The sequence below is a fragment of the Agrococcus sediminis genome, assembly GCF_007923295.1.
In the GTDB taxonomy this organism is placed as follows: Bacteria; Actinomycetota; Actinomycetes; order Actinomycetales; family Microbacteriaceae; genus Agrococcus; species Agrococcus sediminis.
Map to the genome: position 1 here is coordinate 83,230 of NZ_VOIR01000013.1, position 14,497 is coordinate 97,726.

The following is a 14,497-nucleotide window of genomic DNA, read 5'->3' on the forward strand; positions in this document are numbered from 1 at the left end:
GCGCAGCGCGTAGCGTTGCAGTCATGACCGACGCGCAGCCCACTCCCGAGCCCGACACCGACGGCGAGCGCACCACGTTCGCGAGCCTCGGACTGCCGGCAGACATCCTCCGAGCGCTCGACGACGTCGGCTACGAGACGCCCTCGGCGATCCAGGCCGAGACGATCCCGCTGCTGCTCGGGGGCCGCGACCTCATCGGCCTCGCGTCGACCGGCACGGGCAAGACCGCGGCGTTCGCGCTGCCGGTGCTCGCGGCCATCGACGTCGAGCGGCGCAGCCCCCAGGCGCTCGTGCTGACGCCCACGCGCGAGCTCGCCGTGCAGGTCTGCGAGGCCTTCGAGCGCTACGCCGCGCACCTCGGCGGCGTGCACGTGCTGCCGATCTACGGCGGGCAGGGCTACGGCGTGCAGCTGTCGGCGCTCCGCCGTGGCGTCCACGTCGTCGTCGGCACGCCGGGCCGCATCATGGACCACCTCGCGAAGGGCACGCTCGACCTGTCGGGCCTCACCCACGTCGTGCTCGACGAGGCCGACGAGATGCTGCGGATGGGCTTCGCGGAGGACGTCGACCAGATCCTGCAGGCGACGCCCGCCGAGAAGCAGGTCGCACTGTTCTCGGCGACGATGCCGCGGCAGATCCGCGCGATCTCGCAGCAGCACCTGCGCGAGCCCGCCGAGATCACCGTGCGCGGGAGCGCGGCGACGTCGCCGAGCATCACGCAGCGTGCGCTCATGGTCTCGTACCAGCAGAAGCTCGAGGCGCTCACGCGCGTGCTCGAGGTCGAGCCGTTCGAGGCGGCGATCGTCTTCACGCGCACCCGCAACGAGACCGAGACCGTGGCCGAGCGGCTGCGCGCCCGCGGCTACGCCGCCGCGGCGATCTCGGGCGACGTCGCCCAGCCGCAGCGCGAGAAGACCATCGAGCAGCTGCGCTCGGGCGACCTCGACGTGCTCGTCGCGACGGACGTCGCCGCGCGCGGGCTCGACGTCGAGCGCATCAGCCACGTCATCAACTACGACCTGCCGATCGACACCGAGTCGTACGTGCACCGGATCGGCCGCACCGGCCGTGCGGGGCGCACCGGCGACGCGATCAGCTTCGTGACCGCCCGTGAGCGGAGGATGCTGAGCGCGATCGAGAAGGCGACGCGCGGCACGGTCGCGGTCATGCCGATGCCGAGCGCCGGCGAGGTGAACGCGACGCGCCTGACGCGCTTCGACGACGCGATCACCGCCGCGCTCGCCGAGACCGATCGCATCGATCGCTTCCGCGAGATCGTCGCGCACTACGTCGAGCACCACGACGTGCCGCAGGAGGACGTCGCGGCGGCCCTCGCCGTCGTCGCGCAGGGCGACGCGCCGCTGCTGCTCGACGAGCAGGCCGACCGCGCGCTCCAGGCGTCGCGCGCCGACCGAGGCGAGCGGCCCGCGCGCGGCGACCGCCCGGAGCGCATGGGCGACGGCCAGGCCGGCGAGCGGCGCGCCCGCCGCGGCCCCTCCGACGCGACCACGTACCGCCTCGCCGTCGGCAGCCGCAAGGGCGTCGAGCCGCGCCAGATCGTCGGCGCGCTCGCCAACGAGGGCGGGCTCGGCCGCGACGACTTCGGCCGCATCCAGATCCGCTGGGACTTCACGCTCGTCGAGCTGCCCGAGCTCGACCGCTCGCAGCTCGAGCGGCTCGCGAAGACCCGCATCTCGGGCGTGCCCATCGACATCCGCGTCGACACGGGCGCGCGGGAGCAGCGCGGCGAGCGCCGCGGCCGCGACGACCGCGGCGGGCGCGACCGCGACGACCGGCCCGCGCGCAAGCCGCGGCACGAGGGCCGGCCCTGACCGGGCGCGCCCACGGGGCCTCCGCCTAGGCTGGATCGGTGACCCGGAAGCCAGCGCCCCATCCCTCGCCGCGCAGGCATGCGAGCCTCGAGGTGCTGCGCGCCGAGGCGCTCGACGAGCGCTCGGTGCTCGTAGACGAGCGGCTGCGCGCGGGCGAGGACCCGTGGGAGTTCATGTCCGAGCTGCCGAGCGTCGACGAGATCGTGGTGCTGCTGCTGCGCTCCGAGCGCATCCTGCCGCCCGGAGCCGTGCGCCCCGACCACGACGTGAGCGACCAGGTGCTGCGCCGCATCGTGGAGGACTACCCGCCGCTCGCGCCGACCGTCTGGTCGATGCTGTCGGTCGTCGAGACCGAGCGCGCCTGGGCGCCGCGGGTGCGCCGGGCGGGCTGAGTCCCCGCCGCATCCGCCCCTGCAGACCCCCCCCCGGGAACGCCTATTGGTCACGTTTCGTCGCGGGCACCGGCGTGCCGTGACGAAACGTGACCAATCAGCGGTCATCTGATCTTCGGTCAGATCGTGAACCCCAACGCCCGCATCATCTCGCGGCCGTCCTCGGTGATCCGCTCCGGGCCCCACGGCGGCATCCACACCCAGTTGATGCGGAACCGCTCCACGACGCCGTCGAGCTTCTCGGCGATCTCGGTCTCGATCACGTCGGTCAGCGGGCAGCCGGCCGAGGTGAGCGTCATCGAGATCACGAGCGCGTCCTGCTCGTCGTCCCACGCGAGGTCGTAGACGAGGCCCAGGTCGACGATGTTGACGTCGAGCTCCGGGTCGACGACGTCCTTCAGAGCATCCGTGACCTGGTCGAACTTCGTGGCGTCGACCTCGACCAGCGCCATCAGACGCCGGCCTTCAGGTAGCGGTCGTAGCCCTCCTCCTCGAGCCGGTCGGCCAGCTCGTGGCCGCCCTGCTCGGCGATGCGGCCGTTCACGAACACGTGCACGTGGTCGGGCTTGATGTAGCGCAGGATGCGCGTGTAGTGCGTGATGAGGAGCACGCCGAGGCCGGTCTCGGCCTTGATGCGGTTGACGCCCTCCGACACGATGCGCAGCGCGTCGACGTCGAGGCCGGAGTCGGTCTCGTCGAGCACGGCGAAGCGGGGGCGCAGGAGCTCCATCTGCAGGATCTCGTGGCGCTTCTTCTCGCCGCCCGAGAAGCCCTCGTTCACGTTGCGCTCGCCGAAGGAGGAGTCCATGCGCAGCGACTCCATCGCCTTCCGCACGTCGCCGATCCACTCGCGCACGCGCGGCGCCTCGCCCGACACGGCCGTCTTCGCCGTGCGGAGGAAGTTCGACACCGTCACGCCCGGGATCTCCACCGGGTACTGCATGGCGAGGAACAGGCCCGCGCGGGCGCGCTCGTCGACGCTCATCGCCAGCACGTCCTCGCCGTCGAGCGTGATCGAGCCGCCGTCGACGGTGTAGCGGGGGTGACCGGCGATCGTGTACGCCAGGGTCGACTTGCCGGAGCCGTTCGGCCCCATCACCGCGTGGATCTCGTCGGAGCTGATCGACAGGTCGACGCCCCGCAGGATCTCCTTCTTGCCCTGCTCGGTCTCGATCGAGACCCGCAGGTCCTTGATGTCCAGCACGCTCATCGCGCTTCCTTCCTTCGCGGCGTCACGCCGCGTCACAGCTGTGTCAGTCGTTGATCAGAGGGTTCTGCACGTCGACGAGCACGTCGTCGCCGTCGATCGTCACCGGGAACACCGGCACCGGCTCGAAGGCCGGCAGGTTCTTCGGCGTGCCCGTGCGCAGCTCGAACTGCGAGCCGTGCGCCCAGCACTCGATCGTGTCGCCCTCGACGAAGCCCTCCGACAGCGAGATCTCGCCGTGGGTGCAGGTGTCGCCGATCGCGTGGATGTCGCCGGCCGAGTCCTTGACGATCGCGACGGCGATGCCGTCGAGCTCCACCATCACGGCCGAGCTGACGGAGACGTCGTCGACGCCGCACGCGCGCTGCGCGGTCATGCCCCAGCCCTCGTCGCGGGAGCGAGGCCGGCGCCGCGGCGCAGCTCCTCGTCGATCGCCTCGGCGAGGCGCTCCTCGATCTCGGCCACGCCGATCTTCTGCACGATCTCCATGAGGAAGCCGATGACGACGAGGCGTCGCGCCTCCTCCTCCTCGATCCCGCGGGACTGCAGGTAGAACAGCTGCTCGTCGTCGAAGCGGCCGGTGGCCGACGCGTGGCCGGCTCCGGCGATGTCGCCCGTCTCGATCTCGAGGTTCGGGATGCTGTCGGCGCGCGTGCCGTCGGAGAGCACGAGGTTCTGGTTCTTCTCGTAGCTGTCGGTGCCGGTCGCGCCGGAGCCGATCAGCACGTCGCCGATCCAGACGGAGCGGGCGCCCGTGCCCTGCAGCGCGCCCTTGTAGAGCACGTCGCCGCGGGTCTCGACGCCCTCGTGGAAGAGGTAGACCTGGCTCTCGAGGTGCTGGCCCGCGTCGGCGAACGACAGGCCGTAGAGCTCGCCCTCCGCGCGGTGGCCGGCGAGGCGCACCGAGGGGTTCACCCGCACGACGTCGCCGCCGAACGAGACCACCATGTGCTTGAGGTAGCCGCCGTCGGCGACGACCGCCTGGTGGGCCGACGCGTGCACCGCGTCGTCGTCCCAGTCCTGCACGCTGATGACGGTCAGCCGGGCACCGGCGCGCACGAGGATCTCGACGTTCTGCGCGTACCGGGCGCTGCCCGAGTGGTGCAGCACGACGGTGCCGATCGAGCCGGGCTGCGCCTCGATCACGATGTGCGCGTTCGCGTGCCGGTCGGCGCCGAGGCCGTGCAGGCGGGCGACGATCGGCTCGGCGACCTCCTGCCCCTCGGGCAGGCGGATGTGCAGCGCGTTCGGGCAGCGCTTCCAGGCGATCGCGCTCACGACGTCCTCGGGCCGGAAGATCTCTCCCCGCGGCGCCGCGTCGTGGCCGGTCGACTCGACGAGCAGGCCGCGCTCGGCGATGCCGTCGACGTCGTACGCGATGCCGGGCTCGTCGCCGGCCTCGGTCTCCTCGTCGACGAACAGCGGGGCGAGCCGGCGCACGTCGGAGAGCTTCCAGTTGACCTCGCGGCCCGTGGGCGCGCCGAAGTCGGCCGGGTCGAACGACGTCGGCCGCTCGGACCGGGTCTGGATGGGCCGGGCGGGCTCGGCCTCGGTGCGCAGGGCAGCGGGGGTCGTGTCAGTCGCGGTCATCAGCCGACGGATCCTTCCATGCTCATCTCGATGAGCTTGTTGAGCTCGAGCGCGTACTCCATCGGCAGCTCGCGGGCGATCGGCTCGATGAAGCCGCGGACGATCATGGCCATCGCCTCGTCCTCCGCCATGCCTCGCGACATGAGGTAGAACAGCTGCTCCTCGCTGACCTTCGAGACCGTCGCCTCGTGCCCGAGCACCACGTCGTCGACGCGGATGTCGATGGCCGGGTAGGTGTCGGAGCGCGAGATGGTGTCGACGAGCAGCGCGTCGCAGCGCACCGTGTTGGCGGAGTGGTGGGCGTTCGCGTCGACCCGCACCTCCCCGCGGTAGCCGGCGCGGCCGCCGCCGCGGGCGATCGACTTCGAGACGATCGACGACGTCGTGTACGGCGCCATGTGGATCATCTTCGCGCCGGCGTCCTGGTGCTGGCCGGGGCCCGCGAAGGCCACTGACAGCGTCTCGCCCTTGGCGCGCTCGCCGACCAGGTAGATCGACGGGTACTTCATCGTCACCTTGGAGCCGATGTTGCCGTCGATCCACTCCATCGTCGCGCCCTCCTCGGCGATGGCGCGCTTCGTGACGAGGTTGTAGACGTTGTTCGACCAGTTCTGGATCGTCGTGTAGCGCACGCGGGCGTTCTTCTTCACGATGATCTCGACCACGGCCGAGTGCAGCGAGTCGGACGAGTAGATCGGGGCCGTGCAGCCCTCGATGTAGTGCACGTACGAGCCCTCGTCGGCGATGATGAGCGTGCGCTCGAACTGGCCCATGTTCTCGGTGTTGATCCGGAAGTAGGCCTGCAGCGGGATCTCGACGTGGACGCCCTTGGGCACGTAGACGAACGAGCCGCCCGACCACACCGCCGTGTTGAGCGCGGCGAACTTGTTGTCGCCCGCCGGGATCACGGTGCCGAAGTGCTCCTCGAAGAACTCCGGGTGCTCGCGCAGCGCCGTGTCGGTGTCCATGAAGATGACGCCCTGCGCCTCCAGCTCCTCCTGGATCTGGTGGTACACGACCTCCGACTCGTACTGCGCCGCGACGCCGGCGACGAGGCGCGAGCGCTCCGCCTCCGGGATGCCGAGGCGGTCGTAGGTGTTGCGGATGTCCTCGGGGAGGTCCTCCCAGGACTGCGCCTGGCGCTCCGTGGAGCGCACGAAGTACTTGATGTTGTCGAAGTCGATGCCGGAGATGTCGGCACCCCACGTCGGCATCGGCTTGCGCTCGAACAGCTGCAGCCCCTTGAGGCGGCGCTCGAGCATCCAGTCGGACTCGCTCTTGAGCTCGGAGATCTCGCGGACCACCTGCTCGCTCAGCCCTCGCTTGGCGATGGCACCCGCCTCGTCGGAGTCGTGCCAGCCGAATTCGTACTGTCCCAGGCTCTCGAGCTCGGGCCGGTCGATCAGGACGTCGGACATCGCTCCCCCTTCCATCCGTCGTGTGCAACCCGGCGGTGCTCCTCGGCATTCCGCGCGACCACCCGAACCGCGGCGCTCGGCCATACTTGAAGGGCCTTCGCACATGCCTCGCCGCTGGAGCGGCGCAGGGGTTCGGAGCCGATGGGCTCCCCTCGATCCTATCGCGAACGGCATGAGAGGTGCATCTTGCTCGAGCGCTCCCGCGCCCTGGTCGTCGCTGCATGGGCCACGCTGGTCTCGCAGATCGTCATCGTCGGCACCGGCGGTGCCGTGCGCCTGACCGGATCCGGCCTCGGCTGCTCCGAGTGGCCCAACTGCACGCCGGAGTCCTTCACGCCGGTGCCCGAGCAGGGCATCCACGGCATCATCGAGTTCACGAACCGGGTGTGGGGCGGCATCGTCGTGCTGATCGCCGTCGTGATGCTCGTGCTCGCGGTGCGCAGCCGTGCCGGCCGCGCGATCGTCGCGCTCGCCGCGCTCGTGCTGGGGCTGACGGTCGCGCAGGCGCTCATCGGCGCGGTGGTGGTCTGGATGGCGCTGCGCCCCGACACCGTCGGCGTGCACTTCTTCCTCTCGGTGATCCTCGTGGCGCTCTCGGCGGTGCTCGTGTGGCGCGTCGTCGTCGGAGCGCCCGGACCGAGGGTGGCTCCCCGCTGGCAGTCGGCGCTCGTGCACGCGATGACGTTCGCGCTCGCGGTCGTGGTCTTCGTCGGCGTGCTCACGACCGGCTCGGGACCGCACGCGGGCGACGGCGGCGCGGCCCGCAACGGCCTCGACCCTGCGGTGATGCAGCACGTGCACGCGTGGCCCGGGTACGCGCTCCTCGCGCTCGTGCTCGCGGTCGTCGCGGTCGCGGCGAAGCGCGGGCCGCGCGCCCACCTGCGCTGGGCGGTCGCGCTCCTCGGCGTCATCCTCGTGCAGATCCTGGTGGGGGTCGTGCAGTCGAACCTCGGCCTGCCGATCCTGCTCGTCGGCATCCACATGGTGCTGTCGGTGATCGCGACCGCCATCGGCGCCGCCGTGGTGCTGTCGCTGCGGCCGCAGCCGGCGCGAGCGCTCCGCGAGCCGGTCGCGGCGGCCGCGGCATGAGCGGGCGTCCGGTCGACGGCGCGATCGGCGCCGTCGGGCACGGCGCGCGCCTCGGCGTGCTCGACATCGGATCGAACACCGTGCACCTGCTGATCGTCGACGTGCGCCTCGGCGGGCGCCCGGTGCCGCAGCGCTCGCACAAGCTGACCCTGCGGCTCATGCGCTACCTCGACGAGGACGGGGCGATCAGCGACGAGGGCGTCGACGCGCTCGTCGCCGCGATCGGCGAGTGCGCCGAGATCGCCAGGAGCGAGCACCTCGACGACTTCGTCGTGATGGCCACGAGCGCCCTGCGCGAGGCCGCGAACGGCGAGGAGGTCGTGGCGCGGATCGAGCGCGAGGCCGACGTCTCGCTCGACATCCTCTCGGGCGCCGACGAGGCGAGGCTGACGTTCCTCGCGGTGCGCCGCTGGTTCGGCTGGTCGGCGGGGCGCATCCTGCTGCTCGACATCGGCGGCGGCTCGCTCGAGGTCGCGGTCGGCGACGACGAGGAGCCCGCGATCGCGCTGTCGGTGCCGCTCGGCGCGGGCCGGAGCACCGTCGGGTTCTTCCACGCCGACCCGCCCGCGATCGCCGATCAGCGCGCGCTGCGGCTCTACGCCAAGGCGGTGCTCGACGACGCGGTCGCGCAGGTGCGGCCCTACGGCAAGCCCGACCACGTGATCGGCTCGTCGAAGACCATCCGCTCGCTCGCCCGGCTCGCGGGCAACCTCATGCCGGGCGTCGGCGACGCCGATCGCGCCGTGCTCACGCGCGGCCAGCTCGACGACTGGGTGCCGCGGCTCGCGAAGATGGACGCGAGGTCGCGCGCGGCGCTGCCCGGCATCACCCCCGAGCGCACGTTCCAGATCGTCGCTGGCGGCATCGTGCTCTCCGAGGCGATGCGCGCCTTCGGCGTCAAGCAGCTCGACGTGAGCCCGTGGGCGCTGCGCGAGGGGCGGCTGCTGCAGATGCTCGACCGGGTGTAGCCCGGCCCGGCCGGCTCAGAACGGCAGCAGCGGGTCGACGCCGACCGCGAGGAAGATGAGCGTCAGGTAGGTGTTCGAGGCGTGGAACACCCGCATCGCGCGGATCTCGCGCTCGCCCGCGATCGCGCGGCCGTAGAGCGCGTGCGCCTCGCCGACGAACCAGGCGCCGGCGATCACCGCGACCGTGGCGTAGAGCAGCCCCATGCCCGCGACCGGGATGAGCAGCAGCGTGCACGCGAGCGACGCCCACGCGTAGAGGATGACCTGGATGCCGACCATCGGCCGGCCGCGGACGACGGCGAGCATCGGCACGTCGGCCGCCTCGTAGTCGTCGCGGTACTTCATCGACAGCGGCCAGTAGTGCGCGGGCGTCCAGAGGAACACGAGCGCGAAGAGGATCCAGGCGGGCCAGTCGAGCGAGCCCGTCACCCCGGCCCAGCCGATCACGACGGGGAAGCACCCGGCGATGCCGCCCCAGACGATGTTCTGCTCGGTGCGGCGCTTCAGCAGCATCGTGTAGACGAGCACGTAGAAGGCGATCGCAACGATCGAGAGCCCGGCGGCGAGCCAGTTGGCGAAGAAGCCCAGCACGAGCGTCGAGACGACCGCGAGGGTCCACGCGAACACGTGCGCCTCGGCGACCGAGAGCGCGCCGGTGACGAGCGGCCGCTGCTTCGTGCGGTGCATGACGCGGTCGATGTCGCGGTCGATGATCATGTTGAACGCGTTCGCGCTGCCGGCCGAGAGGAAGCCGCCGAGCAGGGTCGCGAGCAGCGCGCCGATCGGCGGCACGCCGCCGGCGGCCAGGAACATCGTCGGCAGCGCCGTCACGAGCAGCAGCTCGATCACGCGCGGCTTCGTGAGCGCGACGTAGGCCGACGCCTTGCGGGCGAGCCGCGAGCGGCCCCGCTCCCCCGTCGCCGCCTCCGCGGCGGGCGTCGACACGCCGTGCGAGGTGGCGTTCGACATGCGGCTGCTTCCGTTCCGGAGAGTGGGGGCGCGGCCCCGAGGGCCGACCACCATCCTAGCCGACGCGGGGCGTCGCAGTGCGGGAGTGGACCCGGGCGCGGATGTGCCTGCTCACTATGCTGGACGGGTCGCATCCGTCCGCACCGCAGCGGCTCCGCGCCGCCCGAACAAGGAGCCTCATTGGCATTCGCATGGACCCCCACCGACCAGCAGGCCGTGGACACGGCTCGAGTGCTCGCGGCTGACGCCGTCGAGAAGGTCGGCAACGGCCACCCCGGCACGGCGATGAGCCTCGCGCCCGTCGCGCACCTGCTCTTCCAGAAGGTCATGGACCGCGACCCGGCGGACGAGCGCTGGCTCGGCCGCGACCGCTTCATCCTCTCCGTCGGCCACTCGTCGCTGACGCAGTACATCCAGCTCTACCTGACGGGCTCGGGCCTCGAGAAGCACGACATCGAGTCGCTGCGCACGTGGGGCTCCCTCACGCCCGGCCACCCCGAGTACGGGCACACGAAGGGCGTCGAGATCACCACCGGCCCGCTCGGCCAGGGCCTCGCCTCGGCCGTGGGCTTCGCCTACGCGCAGCGCTTCGAGCGCGAGCTGCTCGACCCGGGCTCGCCCGAGGGCGAGAGCCCGTTCGACCACTACACCTTTGTGATCGCCGGCGACGGCGACCTGCAGGAGGGCGTCACGAGCGAGGCCGGCTCGCTCGCGGGCCACCACCAGCTCGGCCGCCTGATCGCGATCTACGACTCCAACGCCATCTCGATCGAGGACGACGTCGACATCGCCTTCACCGAGGACGTCAAGGGCCGCTACGAGGCCTATGGCTGGCAGGTGCTCGAGGTCTCGTGGCGCCAGGGCGACGACCCCACCTCGGCCGAGTACGTCGAGGACGTCGAGGCGCTGCATGCGGCGATCCTCGAGGCGCAGGGCGAGACCGCCAAGCCCAGCCTCATCATCCTGAAGACGATCATCGGCTGGCCGGCCCCGAAGAAGCAGGGCACGGGCAAGATCCACGGCTCCAAGCTCGGCGCCGAGGAGGTCGCGGCCGTCAAGGAGGTGCTCGGCTTCGACCCCGAGCAGTCGTTCCAGGTCGACGACGCGGTCATCGAGTACACGCGCGGCAACGCCGCGGAGCGCGCCGCCGCGGCGCGCGGCGCGTGGCAGGAGCGTTTCGACGCGTGGGCGAGCACGAACCCCGAGCGCAAGGCGCTGCTCGACCGGCTGCTCTCGGGCGCGCTGCCCGACGGCGTCGAGGAGGCCCTCCCCGTGTTCGAGGCCGGCACCGAGGTGTCGACCCGGGCCGCGTCCGGCAAGGTGCTGAACGCGCTCGCCGACGTGATCCCCGAGCTCTGGGGCGGCTCGGCCGACCTCGCCGAGTCGAACAACACCACGCTCGAGGGCAAGGGCTCGTTCGCGCCGGCGCAGCACGCGACCGACGCGTGGCCCAACGCCTCCGCGAGCGGCCGCACGATGCACTTCGGCATCCGCGAGCACGCCATGGCGTCGATCCTGAACGGCATCGTGCTGCACGGCCCGACCCGGCCCTACGGCGGCACCTTCCTCATCTTCAGCGACTACCAGCGCCCGGCGCTGCGCCTGGCCGCGCTCATGGGCGTGCACCCCATCCACGTCTGGACGCACGACTCGGTGGCGCTCGGCGAGGACGGCCCGACGCACCAGCCGATCGAGCAGCTCGCGACGCTCCGCGCGATCCCCGGCTTCGAGGTCGTGCGCCCCTCCGACGCGAACGAGACCGCGTGGGCGTGGAAGACGATCCTCGAGCGCCGCGACCGCCCGGTCGGCATCGCGCTCACGCGCCAGAACCTGCCCGTGCTCGAGCGCGGTGACGGTGCGGCAGAGGGCGACACGCTCGCCCACGCGTCGAACGTCGCGAAGGGCGCGTACGTGCTCGCCGAGGCGACCGGCGGCGAGCCGCAGGTGCTGCTCATCGCGACCGGCTCCGAGGTGCAGCTCGCGCTCGCCGCGCGCGAGCAGCTGCAGGCCGACGGCGTGCCCGCCCGGGTCGTCGCCGCGCCGTCGCTCGAGTGGTTCGCCGAGCAGTCGGCCGAGTACCGCGAGTCGGTGCTGCCGTCCGCGGTGCGCGCCCGGGTGTCGGTCGAGGCCGGCTCCGCCCTCACGTGGCACGGCATCGTCGGCGACGCCGGCCGCACGGTCGCGATCGACCACTTCGGCGCGAGCGCCGACTGGCAGACCCTGTTCCGCGAGTTCGGCTTCACGGCGGAGGCCGTGGTCGAGGCCGCTCGCGCATCCATCGACGCAGCCCGCTGAGCGGGCGAGGAGGCACACCCATGAACGAGAACACCAGGGCGCTCAGCGACGCTGGCGTCAGCATCTGGCTCGACGACCTCTCGAGCGAGCGGCTCACGAGCGGCTCGCTCGCGGCGCTCATCGAGGAGCGCAACGTCGTCGGCGTCACGACCAACCCGACGATCTTCGCCAACGCGATCGCCGCCGGCGACAGCTACGAGGCCGCGGTCGTCGAGCAGGCCGGCCTTGGCGCCGGCGTCGACGAGGTCATCACGGTGCTCACCACGAAGGACGTGGCCGACGCGTGCGACCTGTTCGCCCCCGTCTACGAGGCGACGGGCGGCCGCGACGGCCGCGTGTCGATCGAGGTGGAGCCCGGGCTCGCCCGCGACACCGAGGGCACGATCGCCCAGGCGAAGCAGCTCCACGAGCGGGTCGGGCGCGAGAACGTGCTCATCAAGATCCCGGCGACCCGCGAGGGCCTCGAGGCGATCGCCGCGACGATCGGCGCGGGCATCAGCGTCAACGTCACGCTGATCTTCTCGCTCGACCGCTACCGCGACGTCATGAACGCCTACCTCACGGGCCTCGAGCGCGCCCAGCAGGCGGGCCACGACCTGTCGAGGATCCACTCGGTCGCGTCGTTCTTCGTCTCGCGCGTCGACACCGAGATCGACAAGCGCCTCGACGCGATCGGCACCGAGGAGGCCGCCGCGCTCAAGGGCAAGGCGGGCCTCGCCAACGCGCGCCTCGCCTACCGCGCGTGGCAGGAGACGTTCGCGACCGAGCGCGCGCTCACGCTGCTCGAGGCGGGCGCCAACACGCAGCGGCCGCTGTGGGCCTCGACGGGCGTCAAGGACCCGTCGCTGCCCGACACGCTCTACGTGACCGAGCTCGTCGCCCCGCAGACGGTGAACACCATGCCCGAGAAGACGCTCGAGGCGCTCGCCGACCACGGCACGATCACGGGCGACACCGTGACGGGCCGCGCCGACGAGTCGAGCGCGCTGCTCGACGAGCTCGAGCGGGTCGGCGTCTCGTACGTCGAGGTCGTCGAGCTGCTCGAGACCGAGGGGCTCGAGAAGTTCGACGCCTCGTGGGCCGAGCTCGTCCAGACCGTGCAGGGCCACCTCGACCAGGCGGGAGCGGGGCGATGACCTTCACGATCACCGCCTCCGGCGCCGCGCTCGAGGCCATCGAGCGCATCGTGCCGCAGCTCGTCGTCGACGGCGTGGCCGGCCGCCTCGTCTCGGGCGACGCCACGCTCTGGGGCGAGGCCGCCGAGCCCGAGGCGTCGATCCGGCTCGGATGGGTCGAGGCCGCCGCGTCGACGCGCGGGCTCGTCGACGACATCGAGGCGCTCCGCAAGCAGCTGCGCCAGCACGGCGTCGACCGCATCGCGCTCGCCGGCATGGGCGGCTCGTCGCTCGCGCCGGAGGTCATCACGCGCACCGCGGGCGTCAACCTCACCGTGCTCGACTCCACGGAGCCCGGCCAGGTGCGCCGCGCGCTCCGCGACGGCCTGCAGCGCACCGCGCTCGTCGTGTCGTCGAAGTCGGGCTCGACGCTCGAGACCGACAGCCAGCGGCGGGCGTTCGAGGCCGCGTACCGCGACGCCGGGATCGACCCGACCGAGCGCATCATCGTGGTCACCGACCCCGGCTCCCCGCTCGACCAGGACGCGCGGCGCGCCGGCTACCGGGTCTTCAACGCCGACCCGAATGTCGGCGGCCGCTACTCGGCGCTCACGGCCTTCGGCATCGTGCCGTCGGGGCTCGCGGGCGTCGACGTGCGCGAGCTGCTCGACGAGGCCGTGGCGGCCCTGCCCGAGATCAGCGAGGACGCCGACGACAACCCCGGCCTGATGCTCGCGGCAGCGATCGCGGGCACCCGGCCGCTGCGCGACAAGCTCGGCATCGTCGCCGACGGCACGCACATCGTGGGCCTCGGCGACTGGGCCGAGCAGCTCATCGCCGAGTCGACCGGCAAGGACGGCGTGGGCATCCTGCCCGTCGTGCTCGAGAAGTCGGCACCCGAGCTCTCGGCCGACCTGCCCGACCTCCAGGTCGTGCGCCTCGTCGGCTCCGCCCGCGAGGCGAGCCACGTGGAGCACGGCGAGGTCGAGGTCGCCGGCACGCTCGGCGCGCAGCTGCTCGTGTGGGAGTTCGCGACCGCGGTCGCCGGGCGCCTGCTCGGCATCAACCCCTTCGACCAGCCCGACGTCGAGTCGGCGAAGGTCGCCGCCCGCGGCCTGCTCGACGCGCTCGAGCCGCAGCGCCCCGCCGACGTCGTCGACGCGGGCATCGAGGTGCGCGGCACCGCGGGCGTCGTGCGCGACTCCCTCGAGGCATCCGTCGACGCGCTGCTCGCGCAGCTCGGCGAGGGCGGCTACGTCGCGGTGCACGCGTACCTCGACCGCATCGGCCAGCCGCGCTTCGAGCGGCTCCGCGCTGCCCTGGCGGCGCGCACGGGGCGCCCGGTCACCTTCGGGTGGGGGCCGCGCTTCCTGCACTCGACCGGCCAGTACCACAAGGGCGGCACGCCGAACGGCGTCTTCCTGCAGCTGCTCGGCCAGCCGCACGAGGACCTCGACATCCCCGGCAGGCCCTTCACGTTCGGCCAGCTGCTGCAGGCGCAGGCCTCCGGCGACGCGAGCGTGCTCGCCGAGCACGGCCGGCCCGTGCTCTCGCTCACGCTCAGCGACCTCGACGAGGGGCTCGACCGGCTCCTCGCCCTGGCGGGTCGATGACGGACACCG

Annotated in this window: 13 protein-coding genes; 7 read left to right on the forward strand and 6 right to left on the reverse strand. The window is 72.1% G+C overall.

Annotation, left to right across the window (positions count from 1 at the left end; translation table 11 throughout):
- Window positions 1-23: 23 nt before the first annotated feature.
- Together FQ330_RS06275 and FQ330_RS06280 are read left to right on the forward strand one after the other, a co-directional pair.
- Entirely contained in the window at window positions 24-1,832 is a 1,809-nt protein-coding gene (locus FQ330_RS06275) for a DEAD/DEAH box helicase (RefSeq protein WP_146356096.1), read from the forward strand.
- A gap of 38 nt (window positions 1,833-1,870) precedes the next feature.
- Window positions 1,871-2,224 carry a tryptophan synthase subunit alpha gene (locus FQ330_RS06280; RefSeq protein WP_146356098.1) on the forward strand — a complete coding sequence of 118 codons (354 nt, stop codon included), beginning with the start codon at window positions 1,871-1,873 and terminating at the stop codon, window positions 2,222-2,224.
- Window positions 2,225-2,343: 119 nt separating this feature from the next.
- Here FQ330_RS06280 and FQ330_RS06285 read toward each other — a convergent pair whose 3' ends face one another.
- The 5 genes from FQ330_RS06285 to sufB are packed head-to-tail and all read right to left on the reverse strand — an operon-like array spanning window position 2,344 to window position 6,439.
- On the reverse strand, window positions 2,344-2,676 hold the full coding sequence (locus FQ330_RS06285; RefSeq protein WP_128189693.1) for a metal-sulfur cluster assembly factor: 333 nt from the start codon (window positions 2,674-2,676) through the stop codon (window positions 2,344-2,346).
- Entirely contained in the window at window positions 2,676-3,434 is a 759-nt protein-coding gene (gene sufC, locus FQ330_RS06290) for a Fe-S cluster assembly ATPase SufC (protein WP_128189692.1), read from the reverse strand. Before sufC ends, FQ330_RS06285 begins: the two co-directional genes overlap by 1 nt.
- 43 nt (window positions 3,435-3,477) lie before the next feature.
- On the reverse strand, window positions 3,478-3,807 hold the full coding sequence (locus FQ330_RS06295) for a non-heme iron oxygenase ferredoxin subunit (RefSeq protein ID WP_146356100.1): 330 nt from the start codon (window positions 3,805-3,807) through the stop codon (window positions 3,478-3,480).
- Window positions 3,804-5,021 carry a Fe-S cluster assembly protein SufD gene (gene sufD, locus FQ330_RS06300; RefSeq protein ID WP_146356102.1) on the reverse strand — a complete coding sequence of 406 codons (1,218 nt, stop codon included), beginning with the start codon at window positions 5,019-5,021 and terminating at the stop codon, window positions 3,804-3,806. The genes FQ330_RS06295 and sufD overlap by 4 nt, the downstream gene beginning before the upstream one ends.
- Window positions 5,021-6,439, reverse strand: coding sequence for a Fe-S cluster assembly protein SufB (gene sufB, locus FQ330_RS06305; protein WP_128189689.1), 1,419 nt, complete (start codon window positions 6,437-6,439; stop codon window positions 5,021-5,023). The genes sufD and sufB overlap by 1 nt, the downstream gene beginning before the upstream one ends.
- Before the next feature lie 186 nt (window positions 6,440-6,625).
- On the opposite strand from sufB, the gene FQ330_RS06310 reads away from it, so the two are divergent.
- Together FQ330_RS06310 and FQ330_RS06315 are read left to right on the forward strand one after the other, a co-directional pair.
- A complete protein-coding gene (locus tag FQ330_RS06310) occupies window positions 6,626-7,528 on the forward strand; it encodes a COX15/CtaA family protein (protein ID WP_192575862.1) in 903 nt (300 codons plus the stop codon).
- Window positions 7,525-8,496, forward strand: a complete 972-nt coding sequence (locus tag FQ330_RS06315; protein WP_146356106.1) for a Ppx/GppA phosphatase family protein — start codon at window positions 7,525-7,527, stop codon at window positions 8,494-8,496. The genes FQ330_RS06310 and FQ330_RS06315 overlap by 4 nt, the downstream gene beginning before the upstream one ends.
- A 15-nt stretch (window positions 8,497-8,511) precedes the next feature.
- On the opposite strand, the gene FQ330_RS06320 is transcribed toward FQ330_RS06315, so the two are convergent.
- The gene (locus tag FQ330_RS06320) at window positions 8,512-9,465 is read right to left on the reverse strand and encodes a heme o synthase (RefSeq protein WP_146356108.1); all 954 of its coding nucleotides are present in this window, start codon (window positions 9,463-9,465) and stop codon (window positions 8,512-8,514) included.
- Window positions 9,466-9,645: 180 nt separating this feature from the next.
- Between FQ330_RS06320 and tkt the strand changes: the two genes are divergently transcribed.
- From tkt to FQ330_RS13535, 3 genes are read left to right on the forward strand one after another with little or no spacing between them, the layout of a single operon-like run.
- Complete coding sequence (gene tkt / locus FQ330_RS06325; RefSeq protein ID WP_146356110.1) at window positions 9,646-11,760, forward strand: transketolase; 2,115 nt, start codon at window positions 9,646-9,648, stop codon at window positions 11,758-11,760.
- Between the two features lie 20 nt (window positions 11,761-11,780).
- Window positions 11,781-12,896 (forward strand): transaldolase, encoded by a 1,116-nt coding sequence (tal, locus tag FQ330_RS06330; protein ID WP_146356112.1) that lies wholly within the window; start codon window positions 11,781-11,783, stop codon window positions 12,894-12,896.
- On the forward strand, window positions 12,893-14,488 hold the full coding sequence (locus tag FQ330_RS13535) for a glucose-6-phosphate isomerase (RefSeq protein ID WP_146356114.1): 1,596 nt from the start codon (window positions 12,893-12,895) through the stop codon (window positions 14,486-14,488). The genes tal and FQ330_RS13535 overlap by 4 nt, the downstream gene beginning before the upstream one ends.
- Window positions 14,489-14,497 lie beyond the last annotated feature (9 nt).

Coding starts and splice junctions, on each gene's coding strand:
- FQ330_RS06295 (WP_146356100.1), bottom strand. CDS start 3,807: ATGACCGCGCAGCGCGCGTGCGGCGTCGACGACGTCTCCGTCAGCTCG.
- FQ330_RS06285 (WP_128189693.1), bottom strand. CDS start 2,676: ATGGCGCTGGTCGAGGTCGACGCCACGAAGTTCGACCAGGTCACGGAT.
- sufC (WP_128189692.1), bottom strand. CDS start 3,434: ATGAGCGTGCTGGACATCAAGGACCTGCGGGTCTCGATCGAGACCGAG.
- FQ330_RS13535 (WP_146356114.1), top strand. CDS start 12,893: ATGACCTTCACGATCACCGCCTCCGGCGCCGCGCTCGAGGCCATCGAG.
- tal (WP_146356112.1), top strand. CDS start 11,781: ATGAACGAGAACACCAGGGCGCTCAGCGACGCTGGCGTCAGCATCTGG.
- FQ330_RS06315 (WP_146356106.1), top strand. CDS start 7,525: ATGAGCGGGCGTCCGGTCGACGGCGCGATCGGCGCCGTCGGGCACGGC.
- sufB (WP_128189689.1), bottom strand. CDS start 6,439: ATGTCCGACGTCCTGATCGACCGGCCCGAGCTCGAGAGCCTGGGACAG.
- sufD (WP_146356102.1), bottom strand. CDS start 5,021: ATGACCGCGACTGACACGACCCCCGCTGCCCTGCGCACCGAGGCCGAG.
- FQ330_RS06275 (WP_146356096.1), top strand. CDS start 24: ATGACCGACGCGCAGCCCACTCCCGAGCCCGACACCGACGGCGAGCGC.
- FQ330_RS06320 (WP_146356108.1), bottom strand. CDS start 9,465: ATGTCGAACGCCACCTCGCACGGCGTGTCGACGCCCGCCGCGGAGGCG.